Source organism: Oleiagrimonas citrea (genome assembly GCF_012395255.1).
Taxonomy (GTDB): domain Bacteria; phylum Pseudomonadota; class Gammaproteobacteria; order Xanthomonadales; family Rhodanobacteraceae; genus Oleiagrimonas; species Oleiagrimonas citrea.
The window spans coordinates 276,304-300,825 of record NZ_JAAZQD010000002.1 but is presented as its reverse complement, the minus strand read 5'-3'; the positions used below and the strand labels follow the sequence as shown (position 1 = coordinate 300,825).

31 protein-coding genes are annotated in these 24,522 nt (G+C 63.6%); 18 read left to right on the top strand and 13 right to left on the bottom strand.

Annotated elements, in window-relative coordinates:
* Positions 1 to 109: 109 nt before the first annotated feature.
* Positions 110 to 400, bottom strand: a complete 291-nt coding sequence (locus HF690_RS05375) for a helix-turn-helix domain-containing protein (RefSeq protein ID WP_113064296.1) — start codon at positions 398 to 400, stop codon at positions 110 to 112.
* Positions 401 to 593: 193 nt separating this feature from the next.
* On the opposite strand from HF690_RS05375, the gene HF690_RS05370 reads away from it, so the two are divergent.
* Together HF690_RS05370 and HF690_RS05365 are read left to right on the top strand one after the other, a co-directional pair.
* Positions 594 to 1,145, top strand: a complete 552-nt coding sequence (locus HF690_RS05370; protein ID WP_168608716.1) for a hypothetical protein — start codon at positions 594 to 596, stop codon at positions 1,143 to 1,145.
* 122 nt (positions 1,146 to 1,267) lie between these two features.
* Positions 1,268 to 2,395, top strand: coding sequence for an acyltransferase family protein (locus tag HF690_RS05365; protein ID WP_168608715.1), 1,128 nt, complete (start codon positions 1,268 to 1,270; stop codon positions 2,393 to 2,395).
* 289 nt (positions 2,396 to 2,684) lie between these two features.
* Here HF690_RS05365 and HF690_RS05360 read toward each other — a convergent pair whose 3' ends face one another.
* Both HF690_RS05360 and HF690_RS05355 read right to left on the bottom strand, forming a co-directional pair.
* A complete protein-coding gene (locus HF690_RS05360) occupies positions 2,685 to 3,110 on the bottom strand; it encodes an organic hydroperoxide resistance protein (protein WP_113064299.1) in 426 nt (141 codons plus the stop codon).
* 73 nt (positions 3,111 to 3,183) lie between these two features.
* Positions 3,184 to 3,633 (bottom strand): MarR family winged helix-turn-helix transcriptional regulator, encoded by a 450-nt coding sequence (locus HF690_RS05355; protein WP_168608714.1) that lies wholly within the window; start codon positions 3,631 to 3,633, stop codon positions 3,184 to 3,186.
* 119 nt (positions 3,634 to 3,752) lie between these two features.
* Between HF690_RS05355 and HF690_RS05350 the strand changes: the two genes are divergently transcribed.
* The 5 genes from HF690_RS05350 (at position 3,753) to HF690_RS05330 (ending at position 6,226) form a co-directional block, all read left to right on the top strand.
* Positions 3,753 to 4,142 carry an MAPEG family protein gene (locus HF690_RS05350; RefSeq protein WP_168608713.1) on the top strand — a complete coding sequence of 130 codons (390 nt, stop codon included), beginning with the start codon at positions 3,753 to 3,755 and terminating at the stop codon, positions 4,140 to 4,142.
* Positions 4,143 to 4,152: 10 nt separating this feature from the next.
* Complete coding sequence (locus tag HF690_RS05345) at positions 4,153 to 4,857, top strand: SDR family NAD(P)-dependent oxidoreductase (protein WP_168608712.1); 705 nt, start codon at positions 4,153 to 4,155, stop codon at positions 4,855 to 4,857.
* A 61-nt stretch (positions 4,858 to 4,918) separates the two neighbouring features.
* Positions 4,919 to 5,116, top strand: coding sequence for a CPXCG motif-containing cysteine-rich protein (locus HF690_RS05340; RefSeq protein WP_113064565.1), 198 nt, complete (start codon positions 4,919 to 4,921; stop codon positions 5,114 to 5,116).
* 27 nt (positions 5,117 to 5,143) lie between these two features.
* On the top strand, positions 5,144 to 5,803 hold the full coding sequence (locus HF690_RS05335) for a dienelactone hydrolase family protein (RefSeq protein WP_168608711.1): 660 nt from the start codon (positions 5,144 to 5,146) through the stop codon (positions 5,801 to 5,803).
* Between the two features lie 9 nt (positions 5,804 to 5,812).
* Entirely contained in the window at positions 5,813 to 6,226 is a 414-nt protein-coding gene (locus HF690_RS05330; protein ID WP_113064304.1) for a hypothetical protein, read from the top strand.
* Here the strand turns inward: HF690_RS05330 and HF690_RS05325 are convergent.
* The gene (locus HF690_RS05325; RefSeq protein WP_168184672.1) at positions 6,211 to 6,750 is read right to left on the bottom strand and encodes a cytochrome b; all 540 of its coding nucleotides are present in this window, start codon (positions 6,748 to 6,750) and stop codon (positions 6,211 to 6,213) included. The two genes, HF690_RS05330 and HF690_RS05325, sit on opposite strands and share 16 nt — an antisense overlap.
* A gap of 229 nt (positions 6,751 to 6,979) precedes the next feature.
* Between HF690_RS05325 and HF690_RS05320 the strand changes: the two genes are divergently transcribed.
* A complete protein-coding gene (locus HF690_RS05320; protein ID WP_113064306.1) occupies positions 6,980 to 7,270 on the top strand; it encodes a hypothetical protein in 291 nt (96 codons plus the stop codon).
* Between the two features lie 99 nt (positions 7,271 to 7,369).
* Here HF690_RS05320 and HF690_RS05315 read toward each other — a convergent pair whose 3' ends face one another.
* Positions 7,370 to 8,050, bottom strand: a complete 681-nt coding sequence (locus HF690_RS05315) for an energy transducer TonB (RefSeq protein ID WP_168608710.1) — start codon at positions 8,048 to 8,050, stop codon at positions 7,370 to 7,372.
* A gap of 174 nt (positions 8,051 to 8,224) precedes the next feature.
* Positions 8,225 to 9,049: a universal stress protein gene (locus tag HF690_RS05310; protein WP_146742280.1), complete on the bottom strand. Its 825-nt coding sequence runs from the start codon at positions 9,047 to 9,049 to the stop codon at positions 8,225 to 8,227.
* 146 nt (positions 9,050 to 9,195) lie between these two features.
* On the opposite strand from HF690_RS05310, the gene HF690_RS05305 reads away from it, so the two are divergent.
* Together HF690_RS05305 and trhA are read left to right on the top strand one after the other, a co-directional pair.
* Positions 9,196 to 9,633: a hypothetical protein gene (locus HF690_RS05305; RefSeq protein ID WP_168608709.1), complete on the top strand. Its 438-nt coding sequence runs from the start codon at positions 9,196 to 9,198 to the stop codon at positions 9,631 to 9,633.
* A 118-nt stretch (positions 9,634 to 9,751) separates the two neighbouring features.
* Positions 9,752 to 10,447, top strand: coding sequence for a PAQR family membrane homeostasis protein TrhA (trhA, locus tag HF690_RS05300; protein WP_113064310.1), 696 nt, complete (start codon positions 9,752 to 9,754; stop codon positions 10,445 to 10,447).
* A 5-nt stretch (positions 10,448 to 10,452) separates the two neighbouring features.
* On the opposite strand, the gene HF690_RS05295 is transcribed toward trhA, so the two are convergent.
* Both HF690_RS05295 and HF690_RS05290 read right to left on the bottom strand, forming a co-directional pair.
* On the bottom strand, positions 10,453 to 10,932 hold the full coding sequence (locus HF690_RS05295) for a DUF456 family protein (protein ID WP_168608962.1): 480 nt from the start codon (positions 10,930 to 10,932) through the stop codon (positions 10,453 to 10,455).
* A 77-nt stretch (positions 10,933 to 11,009) separates the two neighbouring features.
* The gene (locus HF690_RS05290; RefSeq protein ID WP_113064311.1) at positions 11,010 to 11,786 is read right to left on the bottom strand and encodes a ferredoxin--NADP reductase; all 777 of its coding nucleotides are present in this window, start codon (positions 11,784 to 11,786) and stop codon (positions 11,010 to 11,012) included.
* A gap of 119 nt (positions 11,787 to 11,905) precedes the next feature.
* Between HF690_RS05290 and dusA the strand changes: the two genes are divergently transcribed.
* The 4 genes from dusA (at position 11,906) to HF690_RS05270 (ending at position 15,488) form a co-directional block, all read left to right on the top strand.
* Positions 11,906 to 12,943 (top strand): tRNA dihydrouridine(20/20a) synthase DusA, encoded by a 1,038-nt coding sequence (gene dusA / locus HF690_RS05285; RefSeq protein WP_168608708.1) that lies wholly within the window; start codon positions 11,906 to 11,908, stop codon positions 12,941 to 12,943.
* Positions 12,944 to 13,029: 86 nt separating this feature from the next.
* Positions 13,030 to 13,326 carry a PepSY domain-containing protein gene (locus tag HF690_RS05280; protein ID WP_113064312.1) on the top strand — a complete coding sequence of 99 codons (297 nt, stop codon included), beginning with the start codon at positions 13,030 to 13,032 and terminating at the stop codon, positions 13,324 to 13,326.
* Between the two features lie 13 nt (positions 13,327 to 13,339).
* Positions 13,340 to 14,035 carry a response regulator transcription factor gene (locus HF690_RS05275; RefSeq protein WP_113064313.1) on the top strand — a complete coding sequence of 232 codons (696 nt, stop codon included), beginning with the start codon at positions 13,340 to 13,342 and terminating at the stop codon, positions 14,033 to 14,035.
* Between the two features lie 73 nt (positions 14,036 to 14,108).
* Positions 14,109 to 15,488, top strand: coding sequence for an ATP-binding protein (locus tag HF690_RS05270; RefSeq protein WP_113064314.1), 1,380 nt, complete (start codon positions 14,109 to 14,111; stop codon positions 15,486 to 15,488).
* Between the two features lie 21 nt (positions 15,489 to 15,509).
* On the opposite strand, the gene HF690_RS05265 is transcribed toward HF690_RS05270, so the two are convergent.
* Positions 15,510 to 15,881, bottom strand: coding sequence for a hypothetical protein (locus HF690_RS05265; RefSeq protein WP_240151596.1), 372 nt, complete (start codon positions 15,879 to 15,881; stop codon positions 15,510 to 15,512).
* A gap of 200 nt (positions 15,882 to 16,081) precedes the next feature.
* On the opposite strand from HF690_RS05265, the gene HF690_RS05260 reads away from it, so the two are divergent.
* The 4 genes from HF690_RS05260 (at position 16,082) to HF690_RS05245 (ending at position 19,293) form a co-directional block, all read left to right on the top strand.
* Positions 16,082 to 17,044 (top strand): biotin--[acetyl-CoA-carboxylase] ligase, encoded by a 963-nt coding sequence (locus HF690_RS05260; RefSeq protein WP_168608707.1) that lies wholly within the window; start codon positions 16,082 to 16,084, stop codon positions 17,042 to 17,044.
* On the top strand, positions 17,041 to 17,796 hold the full coding sequence (locus tag HF690_RS05255; RefSeq protein WP_168608706.1) for a type III pantothenate kinase: 756 nt from the start codon (positions 17,041 to 17,043) through the stop codon (positions 17,794 to 17,796). Before HF690_RS05260 ends, HF690_RS05255 begins: the two co-directional genes overlap by 4 nt.
* Before the next feature lie 40 nt (positions 17,797 to 17,836).
* The gene (locus HF690_RS05250) at positions 17,837 to 18,505 is read left to right on the top strand and encodes an SPOR domain-containing protein (RefSeq protein ID WP_168608705.1); all 669 of its coding nucleotides are present in this window, start codon (positions 17,837 to 17,839) and stop codon (positions 18,503 to 18,505) included.
* Between the two features lie 287 nt (positions 18,506 to 18,792).
* Entirely contained in the window at positions 18,793 to 19,293 is a 501-nt protein-coding gene (locus HF690_RS05245) for a hypothetical protein (RefSeq protein WP_240151595.1), read from the top strand.
* A gap of 28 nt (positions 19,294 to 19,321) precedes the next feature.
* Here the strand turns inward: HF690_RS05245 and HF690_RS05240 are convergent, their stop codons facing one another.
* From HF690_RS05240 to HF690_RS05225, 4 genes are all read right to left on the bottom strand, one after another.
* Positions 19,322 to 19,777, bottom strand: a complete 456-nt coding sequence (locus HF690_RS05240) for a very short patch repair endonuclease (protein ID WP_168608704.1) — start codon at positions 19,775 to 19,777, stop codon at positions 19,322 to 19,324.
* Entirely contained in the window at positions 19,728 to 20,585 is an 858-nt protein-coding gene (locus tag HF690_RS05235; RefSeq protein ID WP_168608703.1) for a hypothetical protein, read from the bottom strand. The genes HF690_RS05240 and HF690_RS05235 overlap by 50 nt, the downstream gene beginning before the upstream one ends.
* A complete protein-coding gene (locus HF690_RS05230; RefSeq protein WP_240151593.1) occupies positions 20,582 to 21,757 on the bottom strand; it encodes a DNA cytosine methyltransferase in 1,176 nt (391 codons plus the stop codon). The genes HF690_RS05235 and HF690_RS05230 overlap by 4 nt, the downstream gene beginning before the upstream one ends.
* 430 nt (positions 21,758 to 22,187) lie before the next feature.
* Entirely contained in the window at positions 22,188 to 24,509 is a 2,322-nt protein-coding gene (locus tag HF690_RS05225) for a DotA/TraY family protein (protein ID WP_168608702.1), read from the bottom strand.
* Positions 24,510 to 24,522: the final 13 nt, after the last annotated feature.

Below are 24,522 nucleotides of genomic sequence, written 5' to 3'. Positions count from 1 at the left end.
GATGTGGAGTGTGTCTCGCTGGGTTTCGGGGAGACGGTCATCCGGATGTAGCGCGGATGGCGTAGATGCCTGTCGATAACGGGCGTGGTAGGTTTTGCGCTAGTCAGGGTCAGGACTTGCGTCGTCGCCTCGGCGGTCGCGTCTCGCTGATTTTGTCCTTGAGGCGTTGTTCGAGCCGCTCGGCAAAGTCGGTGAAGGTGACGCCGTAGATGGCGCCCAGTTCACGGACCTGGACCAGATCCACGCCCCGTTGGCCGACCTCGATGGCCGAGACATAGGTCTGCGGACGCCCCAGCGAAGCGGCGACCTCGGCTTGCGAAAGTCCGGCTTCGAGACGCAGATCACGCAGTAGCGTGACCAATTCGGCATGCTCAGGGGTGTGGATCGAAGCTCTTTTCATGACCGTCGCTCGAAGGTCCGGCCATGGACGTTATTACCCGAGCATGCGTTAGACGAAACAAGAGATGTTACCTGTATAACGTGTATAATCGGAGCTGGATCGGTGGTCGTGCGGAGGGGCGCGATGCATCACTCGCGAACCGCGATCACGGATCGATGTCACATCAAACGCGAATGGAAGGGAATCGGGAGTGTTGGAGATGCACTACCTATCGACGAGGCAAAGGTTTGCGATTCGGCTGACGCTGATCGGGGCGGCGTTGGCGACATGTCTGGCGGCGATACTGATCTGGCCCAAGCTGGATCATGTCATTCAACGGCATGGTGACCTGATGCTCGGCGCGGCTTTGCTGCTGCTCCTGGCGAGTTTGCTGGCGTACCGTTCTCTATTGCGCTACGAACCCAGGTTTCCGAGCGGATTCCAGGCGTCGGTGCATCACCGGAACATCGCACTGGATCATGCTTCGGACCGGCTCTGGGTGCGCACGCCGGATGCACACGAATACATGCTTCGTAGCGAACAGGTCCGGCATTGGAAGCACGAGTGGACACATGCTGCCAACCGGCTGGGCCTGCAACGCAAGTCCGGCAATCGCATCGTGCTGGAGCTGGAACAACCTCAAGGTGCCCGTATTGGCGTCGATTTCGGGCGCGATCATGTGGCGGCCTCGCAGTGGCAGGCGCGTATCGCGTACTGGAAGCGGCGTGATTTACGCGATCTCGAGGTGCGGCGCACGTCGTTCTAGCGCGAGCCGGTTCGGCATGGCTTCCGGCGCCTGTCATGGCGTCGGCTCGAACCTGCCCGCCATTTGCCCGAATTGCCGACTAGGCTCGCCGCGTGCATCGGGGCACGCGGCAAGGGACAAGCATGCAACGGCAGCCGGGACTGGATCTGCTGCGAGCGATCGCAATTGTCTGGGTAATGGTGTTCCACAGCTATTACGCGGGGGGCTACAGCGGCGGCGGGATATGGCGCTGGAGCGGTTGGATGGGTGTGGACCTGTTCTTCGCGCTCAGTGGGTTCCTGATCGGATCGCAGGTGTTGAAACCGCTGGCGCGCGGCGAGCCGTTCTCGTTCGCCGACTTCTATCTGCGGCGTGCGTTCCGGATTCTGCCGGTGTATCTGCTGGTGCTCGCGATCTATGTGGGCTGGCCCTTTCTGCGCGAAGCGCCGGGGATGCGGCCAACCTGGGAATTCCTGACCTTCAGCATGAATCTGTGGCCGGCGCCGTCGTCCCAGGTGGCGCTTTCGCACGCGTGGTCCCTGTGCGTGGAGGAGCACTTCTATCTGCTGTTTCCTATGTTCGCCGTGGCGCTGGCCTGGCGACCGTCGCCGCGCCGTGTGGTGGCGACATGCATGGTGCTGATGCTCGGCGGCATGCTGCTGCGCGGGATGCTGTGGACCACGGAGGTCGCGCCGCTGCAGGCCGCCGGTCGCGCGGCGGGGCAGGCGTACATGCGCTATCTGTACATGCCGACCTGGGCGCGTCTGGACGATTTGCTGGGCGGTGTGGTGCTGGCCGGTATCCGCTGTTATCGACCACAGCTCTGGTCCTGGCTGCAGGCGCGTGCGTGGGCGCTGCTGATCGTGGGACTGGGTCTGGTGGGGCTGTGCATGGTGTGGTTCGCCGGTCAGCGGCTGGCGTTCGCGCAGAATGTGTTCGGATATCCGCTGCTGGCGCTGGGCATGATGGCGCTGGTGTGCGGCGCGGCCAGTCCGCACAGCATCGTCGGGCGCCGCCGCGTGCCCGGTGCGACCTGGCTGGCACTGGCTTCCTACAGCCTGTACCTGACCCACAAAGCGGTCTACGCCAACGTGCATCGCTGGCTGGGCGCGCGCGTCGAGGGGCATGGGTGGTGGACCGTGCTGGTCTACGCGGTGGCGGTGCTGCTGGTCGGAGCGGTGTTCCATTACGGCGTGGAGCGACCTTTCCTGCGCCTGCGCAGTCGAGTGCGGCATGCCCGGACGCGTGGGTTGTTGGGCGAAACCGGTTGAGCGAAGTACGGAACCGGTCTGTCATGCATCGCGCGTCAGCTGCCTGATGGTGGTGCGTGTCGGGGTGTCGCCGGCGTGAGCGGCGTGGCCCGAACGCATGCGTCCCGTAGCCAGGTTGCCGATGACGAGGGAGGGCTTGAGGTTGCATATGGGGAGGCTCCTTGCGCATCGATAGCCCTTGAATAGCGCGCTATTGAAGAACGGAAAAGCTCGGGCTGTGAGCGGTGCGGGATATCGGGGAGCGAGCCATCGTAATGCGGCGGGTAGACCATTCCGCCCGCCGCAGTGCTCAGATCACGGTCAGGGTGACGTCGATGTTGCCGCGGGTGGCGTTGGAGTACGGGCACACGGTGTGCGCCTTTTGTACCAGGGCCTCGGCGGTTTCGCGCTCCATGCCGGGTAGCTGGATCTGCAGTTCGACCTCGATCCCGAAGCCGGTCGGGATCGGGCCGATGCCGACGTGGCCGGTGATGGCGGTATCGGCCGGCAGGCGCATCTTGTCCTGGGCGGCGACAAACTTCATTGCGCCGAGGAAGCAGGCCGAGTAGCCGGCCGCGAACAGCTGTTCGGGGTTGGTGCCTTCGGCGCCATCGCCGCCCAGCGACTTGGGTGTGGTCAGGCGGATGTCGAGGACTTCGTCCGAGGACACGGCACGTCCGTCGCGACCGCCGGTGGCGGTGGCTTGGGCGCGGTAAAGGACATTTTCGATGTTCATGGAGGTTCTCCGGGGGGAATTGAAATAGCTGGCTATTAAATAGCGCGCTATTCAGTTGGCGAAAAGAACGCGATCATGCGTTCTCCGCGAGGTGGTTCCGCAGGCGTTGAAGTTGGTCGCGCAGATCGCCGAGTTCGTCGACGGAGCACTGGCTGGCACAGAACACGGCATCCTGCACGGCGCCTGCCCTGGATTCGAGTTCGCGTCCCTTCTCGGTCAGCGAGACGACCACGTGGCGCTCGTCCTCGCGCGAACGGGCGCGGGTCACCAGGCCAGCGGCATCCATGCGCTTGAGTAGTGGCGTCAACGTTGCCGAATCCAACTGCAGGCGTTCGCCGATCTCCGAGACACTGCGATGATCCTCCTGCCACAGCACCATCAGCACGAGGTACTGCGAGTAGGTCAGGTTCAGCGGCTTGAGCAGGGTCCGGTAGACCTTGCTCATAGCGAGATTGGCCGCGTACAGCGCGAAGCACAGCTGGGCGTCGAGGCGAGGCGTGTCGTGACGGGATTTCGTGTTCATGGCTGTGGATAATATATAGCGCGCAATTTAATTGCAAGCGATTTTATATGTGGCACGTACCGGGTGCGGCGATGCATAGTGGCGCCGGGCCATTCCGGCCTGCCGGGGAGGGTAAAGACATGAGTATGACGATCACGATGCTGGCCTGGAGCGTGGTACTGGGCTTGCTGCATATCGTGCTGGCGGCGACGTTCTCGGTCGCCCGCAACGGTCTGGGCTGGGCGCTGAGTGCGCGTGATGTGCCCAAGCCGCCGCTGGATGGCGTGGGCGGTCGGCTACAACGCGCATCGCTGAATTTCCTGGAGACCTTCCCGCTGTTCGCCGCGGTGCTGCTGGCGGCGCTGGCGATGGGGCGTACCGATGCCGAGCTTGCGCTGGGTGCGCAGTTGTACTTCTGGGGACGGCTCGCCTATCTGCCGCTCTACGCGCTGGGCATTCCCGTGCTACGCACGCTGGCGTGGGTGGTGGCGATGGTCGGACTGGTGCTCGTGCTGCTGACGCTGTTCTGAGGATCGACTCGTGCCGCGACTTCACGATCGCGTGATCGCCGTGACCGGCGCCAATCGGGGCATCGGCCTGGCCACGGCGCAGGCGTTGCTGGCGGCGGGGGGCATCGTGTGGGCGGGCGTGCGCGATCCGGTGCGCATGCCCGCGCTACCGGGTATGCAGGACGGATGCGTGCGGAGGCTGGATGTGACCGACGCGATGCAGTGTGAAGCGTTCGTAGCCGATGCGCTCGAACGCTTCGGCCGCCTAGACGGGCTGGTCAACAACGCCGGTATGCTGCCGGACGAGGGGCTCGATGCGCTGTCGCTGGACGAGGTGACGCTGCGTGAGGTGCTGGAAACCAATCTGCTCGGTGCATGGCGGTTGTGCAAGCTCGTTTTGCCGGCGATGGTGCGTGCCGGTCATGGGCGCATCGTCAACATCGGGTCCGGGTGGGGCGAGGCCTCCGCGGTGGCGGCGCCGGGCACGCCGCCGGCCTACGGGCTTTCGAAGCTGGCGCTGCACGCCGTGACGCGCCAGTTCGCGGCCTGCGTGCCGCCGAACGTCGATGTATGCGTGAACACGCTCGATCCGGGCTGGGTACGGACCGACATGGGCGGCCAGGCGGCGTCGCGTTCGGCGGATGCGCCGGCGAGCGAAATCGTGGCGGTGCTGTTCTCGCCGCCAGGAAGTGCGAATGGTGCGTTGCTGCGACGGGGAACGGTCGTCGAGGCGTGATCGCTGCGGACGCACGGAGTAAGCTGGAAGGCGAATGTCCGCAGGAACGGCGGAGGCCGCCATGAACGAACTGGAACCGGTCGCCGCGACTTGCCCGTATTGCGGCGAGCCGATCGAGCTGACCGTCGATTGCACAGTGGAAACGCAGCGCTACGTCGAGGATTGCGAAGTATGCTGCCGTCCCATCGATGTCGAAGTGCGCGTGCATCGCGCCAGCGGCCTGCCCGAGCTGACGTTGCGTCGGCAGGACGACGTCTGAAAGATCCCCACCCCACAAGGAACCACGATGGCTGAAAAGATTCGACTGCAGGACGGCCCGCCGGCCGTGAACGCATGGATGGCGCAACCGGAGGGCGCGCCCAAGGGGGGTGTGGTGGTCATCCAGGAAATCTTCGGCGTGACCGCGCATATCCGCCGTGTGGTCGACGACTACGCGCAGGCCGGCTACACGGCCATCGCGCCCGCCATCTTCGATTTGGTCGAGCCGGACGTCGAGTTGGCGTACGACGAGGACGGCGTGAAGCGGGGGCTGGAATTCGTCGGCCAGATTTCCTTCGAGGCGGCGCTGGATCTGGTCAAGGCCGCGGCGGACCGGGTCGCGCAGGTCGGCAAGGTCGGCGTGGTCGGGTATTGCTGGGGCGGCACGGTGGCCTATCTGTCGGCATTGCGCCTGGGGCTTCCGGCCGTGAGCTACTACGGCGGACGCAACACGCAGTTCGTGGAAGAGGAGGCGCAGGCACCGCTAATGTTCCACTACGGCGAGCGCGATGCGCACATCAGTGCGGCCGATCGCGACCGTGTGCGCAAGGCCAACCCCGATGCGGAGTTCCACGTGTACCCGGCCGATCACGGTTTCAACTGCAATGACCGCGGGAGCTACGACGAGATTTCCGCGGCGCTGGCGCGCAAGCGCACGCTGGCATTCTTCGCGCAGCATCTGGCCTGATCGCGCCGCATGAATCTGCGCTTTCTCGACATGGGCATGGCCGGCGTGCTGGAAGCGTCATTGATTGCTCTGGCGGCCGGCATTGTGGCCCTGCTTCTGGTACACGTCGTGGTCGGTCGGCGGCTGCGCTGGAGCCACGGCAAGCAGATCGGCTGGGCCTATCTGTTCACGTTGTTGACGGCATGCAGCGCGGACATCTGGAATCTGGTGTACATGGGTATCGTGCCCATGCAGTCGCCGGTGACCATCCAGCGCGTGCTGTCGGGCATCCACGATCCCGATTATCTGGGCATGCGCGTGGTGGGCGAGGTCGTGGCAGCCGGCCTCGGCGTGATGCTGGGCTGGCTGCTGGTCAGCGGTCCTCTGCGCCGGCGAGGGCGCCGGCGCAGCGAGCGAAGGTCAGCGCGTCAGGATTTGCCGTAGAACATCCGTCGCAGCGTGTTGTCCTTGCGTCCCCAGTGATGCCAGAAGGCCATGACGGCGTGGGCGACGACCAGCCACAGGAATACGTTTCCGGCCAGTTTGTGATAGCCGCCCAACTGGTGCGACAGCGCCTCGTTGGGCGACACCATCGTCGGCAACGGGATGCCGAAGAAGGCGATCGCATGGTCGCCGGCCTGCATCATCAACAGGCCCAGGACCGGCTGCAGGACGATCAGCGCGTAGAGCACGGCGTGCATGGCATGTGCAGGGATACGCTGCCAGAGCGGTGCGGGGGGCTCGATGGCCGGTCGCTTGCCGGCCAGGCGCACGATCAGGCGCGGAAGGAACAGGATCAGCACGGCAAGGCCGAACTGCATGTGGAAATACATCATGTTCGAGCGTAACGACGAACCGCGCGGGGCGAATTCATGCAGTTCCACCAGCGCCAACGCGGCGATCACCAGGGCAGCGATGAGCCAGTGGAGATTGCGCAGCCAGAAGCCGTAGCGTGTCGGGTTGTTCATGGTTGGGTCTTCCATTCATGCGGGGCGACTCGGACCGGAGTCGGGCGGCGTGCGCCGCTGCCGGAACGACCCACGAGTCTACTCAAACGCATGAGGCATGCGCAGCGATGACTTCCGGCCGATGCGGGGCGTTCGACGGAGGCGTAAGATGAAGCGTGACAAAAAGGGCTTTGGCAATGCTTAACTCGCCGCCCGATGCTATCCGCGCGAATCGCGCGAGGAGACAACGATGATCGAGCTGTTTGTGGTCGTGGCCGTGATTGGTGCGCTGTGGCTGGTCGGTTCGTTGATCGGCCTGATGTTCAAGCTGGTCTTCGGCCTGGTGGGTGGACTGTTCAGTCTGCTCGGCGGGCTGCTTGCGCTGGTTGTCGGGCTGGCCGTTCTGCCGTTTGCACTGCTGGCGCTGTTGCCGGCGGTTCTGCCGGTGCTGCTCGTGGTCGGCGTCGTCTGGCTGATCGCGCGCGCCGCGAGTCACTCCACGCCGGCGCATCCGCCGCACGAAAGTCATCGCGCGGCCTGATCCGCATGGGTCGACGGGCCGCGAAGAACGCGACCCGTCGGCGTCCTTGAGCCGTGAAGCCGCGTCACCTCGGCGGCGAGCGCGTGACGGCATGGATCGTCATGGACGCTGCAAACTGAAGACCACCGGCACCATCGCCCAGGCTGCGGAGGCGTGGCCGTCGACCGTGGCCGGCTGGAATCGCCATTTGCGCAGAACCTGCAGGCGTGCCGTGCGATCCAGTAGCGGATAGCCGCTGCTTCGTGCGACTTGCACATCCTGAGGCCGCCCCTGTGCGTCGACCAGCACGCGCAGCATCACCGTACCCTGCATGCCGGCGCGGCGAGCCGCGGTCGGGTAGATTGGTGCGGGCGCGAGCGCGTAGGCCAGGTTCGCGTGGACAGGCCCCGGGGGCGCGGTGGTCGGTGTCGTGGTCGGGGCGATGTCGCTGGGCATCGCGGGCGGCACGACATCCGGCTGTGGTGTGGACATCGGCGTCGGCGCAACCTGCGTCACAGGAGCCGGTGTCGGGGCAGGCCGTGTCTTGTGCACGACCGGCTTGGATTTGGGGCGTTTCGGCATCACCACTGGCGGAAGCGGTTTGGGCGTCGCCACCGGTTTGGGTTCGATGATTCGCACCTGCAGCACCGGCCGGGTGGGCGTCAGTTTCAGAACCGGCGACAGCGGACGCATGGCCATTAGTAGCAGGGCAGCATTCAGGCTGATGGCTGCACTGATCGCGACGATGCGCGCCAGATCCGGGTGAACGGTCGGAGTGCGTTCGAGAACGGTTGGGGACATGGCCACCTCCTTTGCATGAGGAACGAGGCGCGTGGTGCCCGGAGCCGACGCGATGCAACGCGCGAGCGGCGCCCGGTTTTCACCTGCGCTTCGTTCTTCATGGAACGCACATGAACGTCGAACGGGGTTAACGCATGGGCGTATGGATGGCCAGGTGTCCGTTCTCGGGGTGGATCAGTGCGCGACGAGAAGCGGAAAAGCGCGCTGTCCAAAAAGGTGGCGGGTCGCGCCGCCCAGCACCAGTTCGGCCAGGCGCGAGCGTCCCCAGGCGCCCATCACGATCAGGTCCGCGTTGTCGTCCCTGGCGCGTGCTTCGATGGCCGGACCCGATGCGCCGTCCGGCTGGAATGGTTCGATAGTCGCCTTGATGTCGTGGCGATCCAGCCATTCCTGCAGGTGCAGCGTCGGCGGGCGCATCGGATCAACGCGCTCAGCATCGCTGCTGCCGTCGAGAATGCGGACGTGGGTCGCGCGAGTCAGCAGCGGTCGCGCGCCGCGCAACGCGAGGGTCGATTCGCGACTGCCGTTCCAGGCCACCACGATGCGTTCGCCGCAGGTTTCGTTCGTCATGTCCTCGGGCAGGATCAGCACCGGGCAGCGGCAGCCGAACACGCTGCGCGAGATCGTGCCGTAGCCGAGCGGCGTGTCGCGATGCTCGTCGCTGCGGGCCAGAATGAGCATTTCGTACGCCGCCGCCATGTGGCAGAGCACGGTCGAGGCATCGCCCTGCGCGGCATGCCAGCGGCCGTTCAGATTCATGGACTCCAGTTGCTGCGCGAACCAGGCATCGCGTTCGCGCGCATGCGTGAACTGCCGCTGCACGGTGTCCATCTGCATGGGTACGGCCTCGGGCACGCTGAAGGCGGCGGGCGGCAGGGGCACGATCTGCACGCCGTCGAGGCCCGCGTGAAGGCGGTGTGCGACGTGTCCGGCGATGCGGAGCGCCGTGGTCGGTGCATCGTCCGGACCGACCCTGACCAGAAATTGCATACTTGGCATGGTGCTGTTCCCGATGGTCTGGCTGTCACTCTAGACCGATCCGCGCAGGCATTGAAGCCGCGTCGTGCATCCTGCGCGCGTTGCCTGCACGTTCATCTTCGAGTGCCAGAATGGAGCTTTCAACCATCCGTAGGGAGAGTGGCGACATGCGCAACTGGATGATTCCGACCTTGCTTCTGGCAACCCTTGCCTTCGCCGCGCCGCACACGGCCCGTGCGGCGGATCTTTCGTGCAAGCTGCGCTACAACCTTTCGGGCTGGTCGATCTTCTACAAGACCGCCAAGGGCTCGGGCACAGTGACCTGTTCCAACGGACAGAGTGTGCACGTGCGCATTCGCGTGAAGGGCGGTGGCCTGACGTTCGGCAAGACCGAGGTCCACAACGGCGTCGGCAAGTTCACCGGTCTGTCCTCGATCGATCAGGTGTACGGCCACTACGCCACGGCCGGCGCGCATGCCGGTGTCGACGACAAGAGTGCCTCGTCGGGTGTGGTCACCAAGGGCAACGTGTCGCTGGCGCTGGCCGGAAAGGGCAAGGGCTGGAACCTCGGCGTGGACGCAGGCGCATTCATCATCGAACGCTGAGGCGTCGCTTCGCGTCCGCGATGTGACGAAACATCGCATCGCGGGCGCTCGCAAGATTCCGTACGCTCGGGTATGTTGAAGTCGTGCCGCGCCTGGCGCGGCGTTTCGGAGTTTCGACATGACATCCTCGGCGCCTGCCGCCGCGCTGGACCGGTTCGACCTTCTCGACGAAATCGCCAGCAGCGTCACACATGGCATCGGCATCCTGCTCAGCATCGCCGGTCTGGTGGTGTTGGTGGCCTTCGCCATGCAGTACGGAGAAGCGAGAGCCATCGCTTCCTGCGCCGTGTTCGGCAGCACGCTGGTGCTGCTATACACGGCCTCGACGGTCTACCACACCACGTCGAGCGTGCAGCATCCGGAGCCTTCGCCGCGGGTGGAGCCTTGGCTGCGCCGGCTGGATCACATCGCGATCTATCTGCTGATTGCCGGAACCTATACGCCGTTCACGCTGCTGGCTCTTCCCGGTGCCTGGGGCTGGAGCTTGTTCGGTACGGTGTGGATGCTGGCGATCATCGGCAGCGTGGTGGAGCTGGGCTTCCTGCACGAGGTGCGCTGGCTGGCCTCGCTGCTGTATATCGCCATGGGCTGGATCGGGCTGGTCGCGATCGGTCCGCTGATCGAGCATGTCGCCACGGGTGGCTTGGTGCTGCTGTTCGCCGGCGGTGTGGCGTACACGTTGGGCGTGCCGTTCTACTTGAGCCGGCGGCTGCCATTCAATCACACCATCTGGCATCTGTTCGTGCTGGCCGGAAGCGTGCTGCACTACCTGGCCGTGCTGCTGTATGTGCTGCCGAACGCGCCGGCAGGCTGACGGATTCACCACAGCATCGCGAAGGCGAACAGCGCCAGCATCACGAACGACAGCACCAGCTTCGCCAGTGTCCCGAGCAGCAGTCCGATCCAGGTGCCGATGCCGACATGGGTCGAGCGCAAAACGCTGCTTCCCGACGTCAATTCGCCGGCGAGCGCGCCGGCGAACGGCCCCAGCAACAGGCCCGGGAGACCGAAGAACAGGCCGATCACGGTGCCGATGGCCGATCCCCACAGCGCAGCTGGCGTAGCGCCGACGCGTTTGGCGCCGAAGACGCTGGCGACCAGGTCCAGCAGCATCGCCAGCGCACCGATCAGGCCGATGATGATGAGCCACCAGAAGCCGACGTGGTGGTAGCCGTCGACGGCAGCCGCCAGCCACAGGCCGGCGTAGAGAATCGGAACGCCGGGCAGCGCCGGCAGGATGGCGCCGGCCAGGCCGATGACGACCAGCACGGCGGCCAGCACATACAGAAGGATGTCGATCCAGGGCATGACGTCATCATGCCCGTTTCGTCGCGGCGAGCGCTACCGCCATTCGGCACGATCGCCGAGGCCGAGGGTCACTTCTCGACGAAGGCGCGTTCGATGACGTAGTCGCCGGGTTCGCGGGTGCGCGGCGAGACCTGGAAACCGCGCGCATCCAGCATGGCGCTGGTGTCGTCAAGCATCGACGGGCTGCCGCACAGCATGGCGCGGTCTTCGTCGGGATTCAGCGGCGGCAGGCCGAGCGCGTCGGTCAGCGCACCGGTCTCGATGGCCGTGGTCAGGCGCCCGGTGTGGCGGAAGGTCTCGCGCGTGACGGAGGGGTAGTACAGCAGCTGTTCGCGCACCAACTCGCCGAGAAATTCGTCGTTCGGAAGCTCCTGCTCGATGTAGTGCGCATAGGCCAGATCCTCGACTTGCCGTACGCCGTGGCACAGGATCACCTTCTCGAAGCGCTCGTAGGTCTCCGGGTCGCGGATCAGGCTCAGGAAGGGAGCCAGGCCGGTGCCGGTGCCGAGCAGATACAGACGCTTGCCGGGCTTGAGGTCGCCCAGTACCAGGGTGCCGGTGGGCTTGCGGCTGACGATGATCTCGTCGTCGACCTTCAGGTGTTGCAGCCGCGAGGTGAGCGGACCGTCCGGCACCTTGATGGAGAAGAACTCCAGGTATTCGTCGTAGTGCGCGCTGGCGATCGAGTAGGCGCGCATCAACGGGCGTCCGTCGACCGGCAGGCCGATCATGACGAATTGTCCGCTGATGAAGCGGAAACCCGGGTCGCGCGTGGTCTTGAAGCTGAACAGCGAATCGTTCCAGTGGTGCACGTCGAGAACGCGCTCCGTGGCCAGAGCTACCATGCCTTGATCTCTTATGATGTTTGAAGCCGGGGCGCGCCGCCGCCCGTTCGCGGCGCAGCGAGCGGGAGCGCATGTATCCTATGCAGCACGCAGCATCCCGTATTCCGCCGATGTCCGACATGACCGAAGTCAATTTGACGGCCCCGAATGCCGGTTCCGTCGCCTCGTCGCGGGGCGAGGACCACCCCTGGCGTCTGAGCGTCGCGCCGATGATGGACTGGACCGATCGGCACTGCCGCTATTTCCATCGGCTGCTGTCGCCGCATGCGCGATTGTATACCGAGATGGTCACCGCTGCCGCGCTGGTCCACGGCAATCGCCTGCATCTGCTCGAGCACAATCAGGAAGAACACCCGGTGGCGCTGCAGCTGGGCGGCAGCGAGCCGGACGAGCTGGCGCAGGCCGCACGGCATGGCGCGGAGGCCGGCTACGACGAGATCAACCTCAATGTCGGCTGCCCGTCGGACCGCGTACAGTCCGGGCGCTTCGGCGCCTGCCTCATGCTGGAACCGAAGCGGGTGGCCGATTGCGTGCGTGCCATGCGCGAGACGGTTTCGGTGCCGGTGACGGTGAAGTGCCGCATCGGCGTCGACGACCAGGACAGCGAAGCCGATCTGCAGCGGTTCACCGAATGCATGGTCGACGCCGGCGTGGAGATCCTCATCGTGCATGCCCGCAAGGCCTGGCTGCAGGGACTGAGCCCGAAGGAGAACCGGGAAGTGCCGCCGCTGGACTACGGCCGCGTGTACCGGCTGCGCGAAGCGTTCCCGCAGCTCAGCATCATCATCAATGGCGGCATCGTCGACGTCGACGCCACGGTGACGCACTTGCAGCACGTCGATGGCGTGATGCTCGGCCGCGCGGCTTACCAGCATCCGTGGATCCTGGCCGAGCTGGACGCGAGGCTCTGGGGCACCCCGTTGCCGGATCGCGTCGAACTGCTGCGCCGCATGCGACCGTATGCCGAAGCCGAGATGGCCCGTGGCGGCCAGCTCAAGCACATCGTGCGGCACATGCTGGGGTTGTTCCACGGCGCTCCCGGCGCACGCCGCTTCCGTCGCGTGCTGAGCGAGGGTGTGCATCGTCCGGAGGCCGACTGGGCTTTGGTCGAGAAGGCGATTTCCGCGCTTGGTCCGATGCGTCAGGATGCGGCCTGAAATACGCGGTTCAGCACGAATTCAATGCCGCCCGTCATCATGGACGCGGCATTGATCCGTTCGTACGCATCCCGCAGGGGGTTTAGATGACTGCCAGCGCACGCATTCTGGCTATCGCACTGCTCTGTTCCATCGGCGTCGCCGCCATGGCCGCGCAGCACGCGCCTGCGCGCACGCACGTAACCAAGCCGCAGTCGAAGGCGCCGTTGACGCTGGAACAGGCCGTGGCGCGCGTGCAGAATCAGACTGGCGGCAAGGTGCTGAAGGCCGATTCGCGCAATTTCGGCCGGATCGTCGAATATCGGATCAAGGTACTCACGCCCAAGGGGCATGTGCGCGTGGTGACGCTACGCAGCGACCAGCGCGTCACGGAATCGAATTGAAGGAGAGACATCCATGCGAATCCTTTTGGTAGAGGATGAGGCGCCGCTGCGCGAGACGCTGGCGGCCAGGCTGAAGCGCGACGGTTTCGCCGTCGATGCGGCGTCGGACGGCGAAGAGGGCCAGTATCTGGGCCGCGAGGTGCCGTTCGATCTGGCCATCATCGACCTCGGCCTGCCGAAGATGTCGGGCATGGAGCTGGTCAAGTCGCTGCGCGAGGATGGGCAACGCTATCCGATCCTGATCCTCACTGCGCGCTCGAGCTGGCAGGACAAGGTCGAGGGCCTCAAGCACGGCGCCGACGACTACATGATCAAGCCGTTCCACGTCGAGGAGCTGCTGGCGCGCATCAATGCGCTGGTTCGTCGTGCCAGCGGCTGGTCGCGCCCGGTGCTGGCCTGCGGTCCGGTGCACCTGGATACCACCGCGCAGACGGTGACGGTCAACGGCAAGCCGGTCGATCTGACCAGCTACGAATACAAGGTGCTCGAATACCTGATGATGCATGCCGGCGAGCTGGTCTCGAAGGCCGACCTGACCGAGCACATCTACCAACAGGATTTCGACCGCGATTCCAATGTGCTCGAGGTCTTCATCGGCCGTCTGCGCCGCAAGCTGGACCCGGACGGCGAGATCAAGCCGATCGAGACCGTGCGCGGTCGCGGCTACCGTTTCGCGATTCCGCGCGACGAGGTCGTCGAAGACGAATGACGCCCTTGTCCAGGCGTCCTGAACGTGTCCGCGCCTTGCTGCGCGGGCGCGTCGCTTCGGGCATCATTCCGACATGAGTTCCCGCCGTCCGCTCTCGCTGATCACGCGCTCGACGCTGGCCACGGGGCTGGCCCTGATCGCCTTTCTGGGGCTGGCCGGCCTGTCGCTGGATCGTGCCTATTTCGAGAGCGCGCGCGCCGCGCTGCGCGATCGTCTTCAGGGATACGTGTACGCCTATCTCGCCTCGACCGATGTCGGCCGTGGCGGCCGCGTACTGTCGCCTGATTCGCCGCCACCGCATTCGGATTTCCTGCAGCCGGGTTCGGGTCTGTACGCGGTCATCGACGGCGGCGACGGCTACCACTGGGAGTCGCCGTCCGCGGTAGGCCGGCGACTGGGACTGCAGGAGCACCTGCAGCCGGGACAGAGTTCGTTCCGCGGTCCGGTGCAGAGCAGTGTCGGCGGCATGTACATCTACAGCCAGGGTGTGGCCTACGACGGTCCGCGCGGCAAGCCGGTCGATCTCACGTTCACCGTGGCGCAGACACAGACGCAGTTCGTCAGTCAGCTGAGCGTCTATCGCAGAACGCTGTTCACCTGGCTTGCGGCGCTGGGACTGGTGCTGTTGTTGCTGCAGTTGCTGTTGCTGCGCTGGAGTCTGTTCCCGTTGCGTCGGGTGTCGTCCGATCTGGCGCGGGTGGATCGCGGCGACAGCGACCGGCTGGAGGGCGAGTATCCGATCGAGCTGTCCGGCCTCACCCACAGCCTGAACAATTTCATCGAGAACGAGCGCCGCAGCCTGACCCGCAACCGCAATATCCTGGCCGACCTGGCACATAGTCTGAAGACGCCGCTGGCGGTGGTGCGCTCGCGTCTGGAGCTGGGCGACGTGCATGACGAAGCGCGCAAGGACATCACCGATCAGGTCCAGCGTATGGACGACATCGTCGCCTATCAGTTGTCACGCGCGGCATCCTCGGGCGTGCAGACCTTCGTCGCCCCGGTCGAGGTGGCGCAGCATGCGGAGGATCTGGTGCAGGGGCTGGAAAAGGTCCACGCCGCGCGCAACGTGCTGTGCGAATTCGAGATCGAGGTCGAGGCGCGTTTCTACGGCGAATCCGGCGATCTGCTCGAGATTCTCGGCAACCTGCTGGAGAACGCCTTCAAGTGGGCCGATCACCGTGTGCTGCTGAGCGCCCAGCCGTTGCCCGAACGAGGCAAGCGTCGCCCGGGGCTGGAGATTTCGGTGGAGGACGACGGTCCGGGCATCGACGCCGATCAGGTCGAGCGCATTCTGCAGCGCGGCGTGCGCGGCGACGAGCGCGTGCAGGGGCACGGCATCGGTCTTTCCATCGTGCAGGACATCGTCCATTCGCACAACGCGACGCTGGAAGTGACACGCTCGGAGGAATTGGGCGGGGCCCACTTCCGCATCCGTTTCAGTGCGGCCTGAGCGGGAGGCGGGGCTACGGGTTTACTGGATCGAGCCGGGCAGCAGCGATTGCCAGCCGAGGCTCGGATGCGCGTCACCGGAACTGTCCGACCCACCGTTGCGGCTGCTGCCGCAGCGCCCGATGCTGGAAGATGCGGTGGCGGACGAGCTGTCTTCGCAGCCGATGCCACTGTCGCTCGACGCATGGCTGGACGCGCTCGTCGATCCGGAAGGGACGCTCAGGTCGCCCGTGGCGCCGTTGGCGCTGTCGTCATGCGTGGCATTGCGGCTGCTGTGCGCACTACCGTGCGTGGTGCCGTGACCCAGCAGCCCATCATTCTTGGCGTAGGCGCCCGGCGCCGCGAGAAACGCGCCGCTGAACAGCAGAACCAGCAATGCTTGGGTGGGTCGCATGGGCCAACCTCGGAACCCGGGTCAGACCCCGAATACTCGCAGAATGCCCTGCAAGATGCCAGTGGCCGGCAAAAATGGCGTGCGTCTCTTCCGTCTGCGAGTCGGGCGTGGTGCAATCGGTGTCTTCCGCCGGAAACATCCCTTTAGCTTTATGTCGCGTTGTAGTCCGAACCGTTCGATGCCGATGCAGGGGCGTACGCATGCAGCCACGTGAACTGCTGGCTGCGCTGGCCGACGGCGCGCCGTTGTCTGGTGCGGATCTGGCGCGTCAACTGGGGTTGACCCGGGCGGCCGTGTGGAAGCAGGTCGAGCAGTTGCGTCAGCAGGGGCTGCCGATCGAAGCGCAGCGTGGTGCGGGGTACCGCTTACCTTGGCCGGTTCAATTGCTGGATGCCGAGCGCATTGCCGAAGGCTGTACGCCGAGTCCGGCTGCGCTGGAAGTGCATTGGTCGCTGGATTCGACATCCAGCGAGTGCCAGCGTCGGGCCTCGACGCTGCCCGATGCAAGCATCATGCTGGCCGAGACCCAGCACGCTGGCCGAGGGCGACGCGGACGCAGTTGGCTGTCGCCCCCGGGCTTGAACATGTATCTATCCTGCCTGAAGCGCTTCGAGCGCGGATTCGCGGCGTTGTCCGGCTTGTCGCTGGCGGTCGGCGTGGCGTTGGTGCGCGCCCTGACCGCGCTGGGGTACGACGATGTCGGCCTGAAATGGCCCAATGATGTGCTGGTGCGCAGTCGGGGTGCCAAGCTGGCCGGCATCCTGGTCGAACTCAGCGGGGAATACCAGGGGCCGAGTACGGCGGTCATCGGTGTCGGATTGAATCTGCGCTTGCCCGATGCGTTGCGTTTGCAGGCCGGGCAGGCGGTTGCGGATCTGGCCGAACTCGATGTGGAGCTTCCGGATCGCAATCGCGTGGTGGCCGAAGTGATCGGGCAGTTGCTGCGTGCCCTGCAGACGTTCGACACGCAGGGTTTCGAGGCATTCGTGGAGGAGTACGCCGCGCGCGATCTGCTGCGCGAGCGCCATCTGCGCTTGAGCGATGCGCGCGGCCAGTACGAGGCGTTCGGCGATGGCGTCGACGCGCGTGGTGCGTTGCGCGTGCTTCGCGAGGGGCAGTCCGTGCTGGTCGACAGCGCCGATGTCACGGTGCGCGCGTCATGACGGTGCTGCTGGATCTGGGCAACACGCGCTTGAAGTGGGCCGTGCGCGATCACGCGATGCTGTCTGCATCGCAGGCGATACCGTGGAACGCACTGGACGATGCCGGTGCGCTGCAGCCGCTGATCGACGCGGTCCGCTCCGAAGGTGGTCGCATTCTGGCGGCTTCCGTGGCGGGCGAGGCGCGCGAGACGCGAATCGTCGAGGCGTTGGCCGCGCAGGGCCTGCCGGCGCCGCGCTGGGTGCGTACACCGGCCAAGGCGTGCGGCGTGCGCAACGGCTACCGCGATCCATCGCGACTCGGCGTGGATCGTTTTCTGGCCATGGTGGCGGCGCTGCATGCCGGCGCCGCGCCGTGCGTGGTGGTCAGTGCCGGGACGGCGCTGACGCTGGACGCGCTGGATGCCGAGGGGCATCATCTCGGTGGGCTGATCGCTCCCGGTCCGCGCTTGATGCAACGCGCGTTGCATGAGGCGGCGGCCCAGCTGCCTCCGCCTCAGGACGCGCCGATCCAAGAGCGCGCGGACGGAACCGAGTCGGCCATCGCCTCGGGTTGCTGGCAGGCGGCCTTGGCGCTGATCGAGCGATTCCATGCGCGCAATGTGGGGCTGCTGGGCGATCACGCAGGCTTGCTGCTTTCCGGCGGCGACGCGCGGGCGCTGGCCGCGCATCTGGACATGCCGGCGCAGATACAACCGGATCTGGTTCTTCACGGTTTGGCGGCATGGGACGCTGCACAGTCATCCGCATCATGAGCGTGGTCGCTACAATGGCTGCCTCGACCGAGGGTGTTCGATGTTCGTCCGACTGCTGTTTCTGTTGTTGATCGCGCTCAATGTCGGTGTCGGTGCGTGGCTGGCCTTCGGCGATGGCGGCAAGCGGCCGATGCCGGTAGCCGCCGATCCCGGCGTGCCCGAACTGCATCTGCTTTCCGAGGGTCGCGGCCACGCCGGTGTCCCGCAGGCGGTGTCACACCCGAGCGAGGCCAGGAAACATGCCGTGCAGGCGGGCAGTCGTTGCCTCAGCATCGGTCCCTTCGACACGCAGTCCGACACGCGTGACGCCGTGCGTGCGCTGACTGCGCACGTGGCCGACATCCAGTACCGCCAGGAGCAGACCACGCAGTCGAGTGGGTGGTGGGTTTATCTGCCGCCGCTGTCGTCGCGCGACCAGGCGCTGGCGATGGCCCGCAAACTGTCCGCCAAGGGCGTCAGCGACTACTACGTGGTCACGGCCGGGGATCGCCAGAACACCATTTCGCTGGGCCTTTTCCACGATCCGGACAATGCTCGTCGCCGGCAGCAGAAGCTGATCGATCTGGGCTTCAAGCCGGAGCTCAAGGAGCGCACCGAGACATTGCCCGAATACTGGGTCGACATCGCACTGCCCGCCGACCCGAAGTTCGACTGGCGCGTCTACGTGCCGCGCGCCGACGTCAGCGCCAAGCCGGTCTCGTGCTTCTGAGCGCCGGGGAGTCCGCAACGCGCGTCTGTGCCTGCTAGAATGCCGCGCCATGCCGGCATAGCTCAGTTGGTAGAGCAACCGCCTTGTAAGCGGCCAGCTCACTTTTTTGCGGCGGGGCAGAAGATGGCTCAAAGCCTTGCTATTGCTTGCTTTCAGCGTTATTAAGCGTCTCATGAAGCGCTGAGAAAAACACCGAAAAGCACGCAAAAACACCCCTTTTTGTCCCAGATTTGTCCCAGCCTTCCGCCTCGCCCGGTGGCGCGCTCGGGTCGTGTAAGCTTCTGAGCATGTCCGCCCGCTCCCTCGACCATCTGCGCCAAAGCTTCCCCGGACGCTGGGGCCTGACGCCTGCCGAGGTTGCGGAAGTGCTCAAGGGGAGGCGGTCGCGCGGCGTTGTTCAGCGCGTGCGCGAGCGCATGAAAAGCGGCGACTTGCCGGGCGCGCGAAAGATAGACGGCAAGCTTCAATTGCCGTTGCCTGACCTCGCGGAAATTCTTGAGCCGACGACCTGCGCGCCGGTCGTCGCACGAACATCAGCGAGCGGCTCAGCGCCCAAGCCGAGCCGCCGCCGCTCACGCATTGGGCCACGCGTGGCGTTTATCCGCGCCGGTCAGTTTTGGGAACTCGTCACGCGAGGGTTGGGGCTTGATGACCTGGCCGCAGAGCTTGCGGCCAAGTGGAAGAGTGAGCGTGACGAGATGAGGCGGGAGTATGCCGAAAGCGTCGCGGAGCGGTTAGCGGGAGAGTTGCCGGAAGGGGCAGAGAGAGAGAAGCGGGGGCCGATCTAGAGGAAGGCCGGCACGTTCGCCTTCCACATCATTGAGCCATGAAAGCCCGAAGCTTGTCGGCTAATTCTTCGGTGTTCCGCAAGTCACACTCCCAGACCGTCAAGACAGACCATCCTTGCTCAACTAGAGCGGCAACATGCTCCTTGTCGCGCTCGCGGTTGCGCTTGATCTTTGGCAACCAATAGTCACGGTTGGATTTGGGTATGCGCGCTCCCCGTGGACAATCATGGCCATGCCAGAAGCAGCCATGGACAAAGATTGCTTTCCTTCTCCCAAGGAAGGCCACGTCTGGCTTTCCCGTCAGCCTCTTATGGTGTAAGCGGTAGCCGGTGAATCCAAGGGATCTGAGCGTCCTACGGACAATGAGTTCAGGTGAAGTGTCCTTTGAGCGAACTGCCCGCATTGTGCGGGAGCGCTGCTCTTCGGGTGACTCTTTACGACCGCTTGATTGGTGTGAAGTCCGACTCACGCTGCACCACACCATCGCGAACCACGCGAGTTTTTCTCTCGGTCTCACTATTCTTGTAGCGGACCTCAAAATCAACGTAATTGACCTCGCTATCCTTACCCTTGAAGCAGTCATGAAATGCCTTCAAGAGTTCCACGTCATTCAGACTCTGTGGCTTGGGGCTTGGGTTGTTGCGCGGACTTGGAATGGTTGCGGGGAACACGTAGAGGCAGGGTGGCGGCAGGTTGAATGGCCCTAGTTCCGTGAGGTGGCCACCGCCACCCACAACCTTTGGGCATGGTCGACCGACCGTTCCGCAAATCATGTCCCAGACAATGAGGCCGTCAACGCGCTGATTTCTGGAGATGATTTCAGCACTCAAGCGAGTGTGGATTCCGGACCATACATTGTGCTGGGGGTCGGCGCCTGGGTTCGTGCATACACTCCACATCACAAATTCATGTGCGTGTGGTGGTCGTTCAAAAATGTTGGTGTTGTTGCCGTCAAGGCATCCTTTCAACTCTATGGCCGCAATGCGATCTGAGTTGAGGGTAACGACGTAATCGTGTCGATTTGACTCTCCCGCAGATTCCCAATCACTGATGAAGCCACCGTCTTGCATGTGGTTCAGTATGTGTCGGACGAATTCGCGCTTTTCGCGCATCGAGGCAGAGAATTGACCTCGGATACGCTCGATGGCACCACGAAACAAGCCGCTGTTGTAAAACTCCGACTCGCTTAGCCCGTGAGACCCCACCTTATGGGCTTCTGTTTTCAATTCCTCTGCGTAATCTTCGATTCGCTTCCTTAGCGCCTTGTCCTTGTTGCAGGGAATGATGCTCATGCCGCCGCCCGCTCCATCGTTGGTAGTGGCGTCAGGATAAGTGAAAAAAGATTCTCAGCGATATAGCTGACGACAGGAACCGCCACTCCATCGCCCGTTAGGTGATATGCCTCGTTGTAGTTTTCAGGCAGGTCATAGGTCTCCGGCAACCCCATCAACCTTGCCGTCTCTCTACTAGAAATAAGGCGTGACCGAACCCTCGCACCATCAATCACGATGATAAGTTGTCGGCTCGAACCTCCCGCAGGCGTGCGCAAGCACCCGGCCACGTCATCAAAACGCACCTCAGCCCTTTGGACCTTATCCCCATTCTCGTCGCGCCGGGTCCGTTTGTAGATGGCACCGACCATCCTCTTGCCAGTTTCCTTGGATAGCTTTTTGGCGCTTTCCACTTTTGCACGGTTGACCCGGCTCATCATGGCGAGAAGCTTCTTGGTCTCCGCTTGTGTGTGCCACTGAACACTTGAAGGCTCATCTTCAATCAGGTCAGAAAAAGCTTTAGACCGCGCTGCTGGCTCGGGCATGTCCCACCAAATCCAGTCTTTGCGGAGACTAGACGAAAGGCTCTGATATGCAGTTTGCAGCGTTCTTGAATGCCAAATCGCCCGTGGGGCGCTGCACTGAATCAGCTGCGGCAGTTGCACGTCTTCACGAACACCGATGACGAACAGCCTGGGCCGCGACTGCGGAACAAATAGCGCGGCATCAATCACCATCGCCCCATAGCGATACCCAGCGCCACGCAGGGCTGAGCAAATGGCAGCAAAATCTTTCCCCTTATGGGAGTGCAAGGTGCCAACCACATTTTCAAGGGCAATTATTTCAGGGGCGCGCCCGTCGGCAACCAGCCCCTTAACAATGTCCCAGAAGGGCCAGAAGGTGCCGGACCGGTCACCTTTAAGACCTGCCCCAGCACCTGCCAAGGACAAGTCTTGGCAGGGAAAGGAACCCCAAATGAGGTTCGGTTCCCCGGGCAACTCTTCGGGCCTTATGCGCCGCACGTCGCCAGTGAGCAACTCACCATCGCCCCAGTTGTTCCGATAGGTGACGCCTTTTTTCCGGTCGAAGTCGTTGGCAAACAGGCAGTCCCAATCTGTCCCGAGACCTGCCCTAGCCATGCCGCCGCCCGCAAAGAATTCGTAAAAGCTAGGCATTGGTTTCCCCTTTTGCATGCACCTTCCGAGCTACGAACAGGCGAGATTGCCTGCCGCCTTGATGCCTGTCCGCGTAAGTGCGCATGAACTCTCGGAGCACGTCCGACGCTTGGCGGTTTTCAGCGCGACAAGCGGCTGAGAATGAGGCCCGAAGCTCTCGTTCAACCCGGATTCGAATCGCTGCATCTTTCATGGCGTCTAGAGTAGCCCATGGATACACAAATGTGTATCCATGGGGACTGACGCCAAGCGTCGGTGCGCCACGGTCATCGGTTCCGCCTGACACATGCGCCGGCTGGAAGCCAGGCACAAGCAGTCGGCTCGGGCCAGACTCGCGCGGCAAGTTCAGCGTCTCACGTCTTCAGACGACTATCTGTAAGGGTTCGCCGTCTCATATCGTCAGAATCCGAACCCGTGCGCGCGAGAGCGCTTGCGCACGCGCTTCGGTTCAGTCTTCATCTTCACGCGGGCGCGGCAGTTCTTTGTCTTGAGTGTCAGCCTTGGCTTGTGAGTCCTGCGCTGAGCGCTTGAGCCGTTCACGCCGCTCTTGATTCCTGCCGCGCGCTGCTGAGTTGGCCGCATCGCCCATCAACTTCATGCCACCCATGGCGGTCAAGACGCCACGCTCAGACTGGCCGGCATGTTGCGCACCTTCGCCCAACTCGCGGCCACCAGGGCCACCAATCCAGCGCAACACAGCATCCGGCACAATGTGGATAAGGTCGAAAACGCGCCGCGTGATGGAAACCATGACCGTGGCATAGATGAACAAGCCCGCCAGCGTGGCCGTCAGGCCCATAATGCCGCTGAACGCCTGACCTGAAGAATCGGTGGTCGCAATGGAGAAGGCGTTGAGGAAACTGGCATTGACCAGTCTGCCGAGCGGGTCCATGAGCACGATGGAGAAAATCAGACCCAAGACCATCAACGCGGGTTTGAGCATCAAAGACAGCACCAGCATGTAGCCTTGGCCTGCGCGACCAACCACGCCGTCGCCATCGGGAGACAAGTGGGACAAGGCCCACATGGGCGCGCCGATCATGGCTTCGAGCAACAGAGTCAACCAGCCAATAAACGCGCCAATCCAAAGGATGTAGGGCAGCATGGGGATGTAGAAGGCGAATGTGGCGCCGGGCACGATCAAGAGGGCAAACAACCCCAGCAGCAAGTTGCCCAACACATCTGAGAAGATGCCAGCCGTGACACCCGCGCCAAGAGCGGTCCAAGCCGAATAAATCATCCCCTCGCCCAGGTTCTGAATCAGCAGAATCGGGTTGGCGCTGCCAGATTTTTTCGAAGCATTGCCCAAGCCATCGTTCAGCCCCGCCATCTTCATGATGGACAAGATTTTCTTGGCCACCGAGTTCGTTGCACCTTCTCCGTCCCCGCTGCTGCCGTCCTTGTAACCCAGCGCGCTCATGTCCGAGTTGCCCAGTTGCGCGCCTTGCGCAGCAAGACTGACAAGGCTGGACTTCATGATTTGTTGGGCGTAATTGAAGGGGTCGGTCTGGTAGTTTTTCGGCGCGATGCCTTGCGCTTGCGCATAAGACCCGGCGCTTGAATCAAACGCCGAAGGCTGACGCGGGGCGGTGGCTTGAGGCAGGTTGTGCGCCGCTTTGGAGATGGCACTGATGGCATGGACGATATACATGTAATAACCGCCGGCCACGGCCCACCCACCCTTGGCCAGGTCGCCCATGGGGTCGTAAGCGGTGAAGGCCATCGAGAATGACCCTGCGGCCACAGTGTTGATGTCTTGATTGAACCCTTGCACTTGTTGAGCGATGACCGAATACAAATGGCTCTCTGCTGCTTGCAGATTCTGCTGTGCGGCGGGGGAGTTGTCGCCATAGGCATCAACCACCTGCTGCGTCGCATTGGCGATAGCGAGATTCATGCCGTTCATGTCGCGGCGCATAGCCGCGTTGACATCCGAACCCATATGACTGGTCGCCTGAAACAACTTGGTGATGGGCGACAAGGTCGGGTCGATAAAGCCGTCTGAAATGTCCTTTGCCGTGGGCAAGGGGGCGTCTAGTGCAACCGAGCCGCAGTTAGTCCAATTTTTGTTTGGGCCATAGGTGATGGCGTTCTTATCCCCGCTGACTTCGAACGCATAAGTGGGCGCACTCAGGGGTTGGAGAATGTTGGAAGCATATGAAGGGCCGCCGCTGCTGGTCTTGTTCGCATTGTCGTAATACTTCATCACGCCCTGAGCGCAGAGGTTCGATTGCGCCATGCTGTTGGCGACTTTGTATAGCTCGCTGGTCAAGTCGACATGAAAAACGCCGGTGGCCGCGATGGAGTTGTCTGCTGAGGTGTAGTTCGTCCACACCTTGTCAGCCAAGCCAATGCCCTGCATGGCCAGCCAGATGACGATGGCCTGAATCACACAGAAGCCGCCCAGCCCCGGAACGGGCAGCAAGACAGAAGAGGCGAGAGTGATGCGCAAGGGCACCCACATGGTTGACCAGCGCTTGCCCAGCATATGGCCCTCATGGGCACTGTTGAGGGTGCCGGCCAAGAGGTTGTAGGACACCATCACGCCGCCGATCATCAACACCGCAGCAGAGAAAACACCCAAGACGGAACCGAAGGGGTTGCTGCCGGCGCTCGCGCCGACTAAGGGGCCGAAGAGATAGTCGATGAAGAGTTTTTTTGAAATGTCGCCATCGGGAACCGTGAACAAGTCCGGCGTAGCGGCCCAAACTGCACTTGGAATCAAGGACAGCAGGGCGGTCAGAGATAAAATTTTTGCAATGCGTTTCATGGGATGACTCCTT

What these genes read in the sequence shown, in the direction of transcription:
- HF690_RS05375 (WP_113064296.1), bottom strand. Translation starts at nt 400, where the DNA reads ATGAAAAGAGCTTCGATCCACACCCCTGAGCATGCCGAATTGGTCACG.
- HF690_RS05365 (WP_168608715.1), top strand. Translation starts at nt 1,268, where the DNA reads ATGCAACGGCAGCCGGGACTGGATCTGCTGCGAGCGATCGCAATTGTC.
- HF690_RS05360 (WP_113064299.1), bottom strand. Translation starts at nt 3,110, where the DNA reads ATGAACATCGAAAATGTCCTTTACCGCGCCCAAGCCACCGCCACCGGC.
- HF690_RS05355 (WP_168608714.1), bottom strand. Translation starts at nt 3,633, where the DNA reads ATGAACACGAAATCCCGTCACGACACGCCTCGCCTCGACGCCCAGCTG.
- HF690_RS05350 (WP_168608713.1), top strand. Translation starts at nt 3,753, where the DNA reads ATGAGTATGACGATCACGATGCTGGCCTGGAGCGTGGTACTGGGCTTG.
- HF690_RS05340 (WP_113064565.1), top strand. Translation starts at nt 4,919, where the DNA reads ATGAACGAACTGGAACCGGTCGCCGCGACTTGCCCGTATTGCGGCGAG.
- HF690_RS05335 (WP_168608711.1), top strand. Translation starts at nt 5,144, where the DNA reads ATGGCTGAAAAGATTCGACTGCAGGACGGCCCGCCGGCCGTGAACGCA.
- HF690_RS05330 (WP_113064304.1), top strand. Translation starts at nt 5,813, where the DNA reads ATGAATCTGCGCTTTCTCGACATGGGCATGGCCGGCGTGCTGGAAGCG.
- HF690_RS05325 (WP_168184672.1), bottom strand. Translation starts at nt 6,750, where the DNA reads ATGAACAACCCGACACGCTACGGCTTCTGGCTGCGCAATCTCCACTGG.
- HF690_RS05320 (WP_113064306.1), top strand. Translation starts at nt 6,980, where the DNA reads ATGATCGAGCTGTTTGTGGTCGTGGCCGTGATTGGTGCGCTGTGGCTG.
- HF690_RS05315 (WP_168608710.1), bottom strand. Translation starts at nt 8,050, where the DNA reads ATGTCCCCAACCGTTCTCGAACGCACTCCGACCGTTCACCCGGATCTG.
- HF690_RS05310 (WP_146742280.1), bottom strand. Translation starts at nt 9,049, where the DNA reads ATGCCAAGTATGCAATTTCTGGTCAGGGTCGGTCCGGACGATGCACCG.
- HF690_RS05305 (WP_168608709.1), top strand. Translation starts at nt 9,196, where the DNA reads ATGCGCAACTGGATGATTCCGACCTTGCTTCTGGCAACCCTTGCCTTC.
- trhA (WP_113064310.1), top strand. Translation starts at nt 9,752, where the DNA reads ATGACATCCTCGGCGCCTGCCGCCGCGCTGGACCGGTTCGACCTTCTC.
- HF690_RS05290 (WP_113064311.1), bottom strand. Translation starts at nt 11,786, where the DNA reads ATGGTAGCTCTGGCCACGGAGCGCGTTCTCGACGTGCACCACTGGAAC.
- dusA (WP_168608708.1), top strand. Translation starts at nt 11,906, where the DNA reads ATGACCGAAGTCAATTTGACGGCCCCGAATGCCGGTTCCGTCGCCTCG.
- HF690_RS05280 (WP_113064312.1), top strand. Translation starts at nt 13,030, where the DNA reads ATGACTGCCAGCGCACGCATTCTGGCTATCGCACTGCTCTGTTCCATC.
- HF690_RS05275 (WP_113064313.1), top strand. Translation starts at nt 13,340, where the DNA reads ATGCGAATCCTTTTGGTAGAGGATGAGGCGCCGCTGCGCGAGACGCTG.
- HF690_RS05270 (WP_113064314.1), top strand. Translation starts at nt 14,109, where the DNA reads ATGAGTTCCCGCCGTCCGCTCTCGCTGATCACGCGCTCGACGCTGGCC.
- HF690_RS05265 (WP_240151596.1), bottom strand. Translation starts at nt 15,881, where the DNA reads ATGCGACCCACCCAAGCATTGCTGGTTCTGCTGTTCAGCGGCGCGTTT.
- HF690_RS05260 (WP_168608707.1), top strand. Translation starts at nt 16,082, where the DNA reads ATGCAGCCACGTGAACTGCTGGCTGCGCTGGCCGACGGCGCGCCGTTG.
- HF690_RS05255 (WP_168608706.1), top strand. Translation starts at nt 17,041, where the DNA reads ATGACGGTGCTGCTGGATCTGGGCAACACGCGCTTGAAGTGGGCCGTG.
- HF690_RS05250 (WP_168608705.1), top strand. Translation starts at nt 17,837, where the DNA reads ATGTTCGTCCGACTGCTGTTTCTGTTGTTGATCGCGCTCAATGTCGGT.
- HF690_RS05245 (WP_240151595.1), top strand. Translation starts at nt 18,793, where the DNA reads ATGTCCGCCCGCTCCCTCGACCATCTGCGCCAAAGCTTCCCCGGACGC.
- HF690_RS05240 (WP_168608704.1), bottom strand. Translation starts at nt 19,777, where the DNA reads ATGGTGTGGTGCAGCGTGAGTCGGACTTCACACCAATCAAGCGGTCGT.
- HF690_RS05235 (WP_168608703.1), bottom strand. Translation starts at nt 20,585, where the DNA reads ATGAGCATCATTCCCTGCAACAAGGACAAGGCGCTAAGGAAGCGAATC.
- HF690_RS05230 (WP_240151593.1), bottom strand. Translation starts at nt 21,757, where the DNA reads ATGCAAAAGGGGAAACCAATGCCTAGCTTTTACGAATTCTTTGCGGGC.
- HF690_RS05225 (WP_168608702.1), bottom strand. Translation starts at nt 24,509, where the DNA reads ATGAAACGCATTGCAAAAATTTTATCTCTGACCGCCCTGCTGTCCTTG.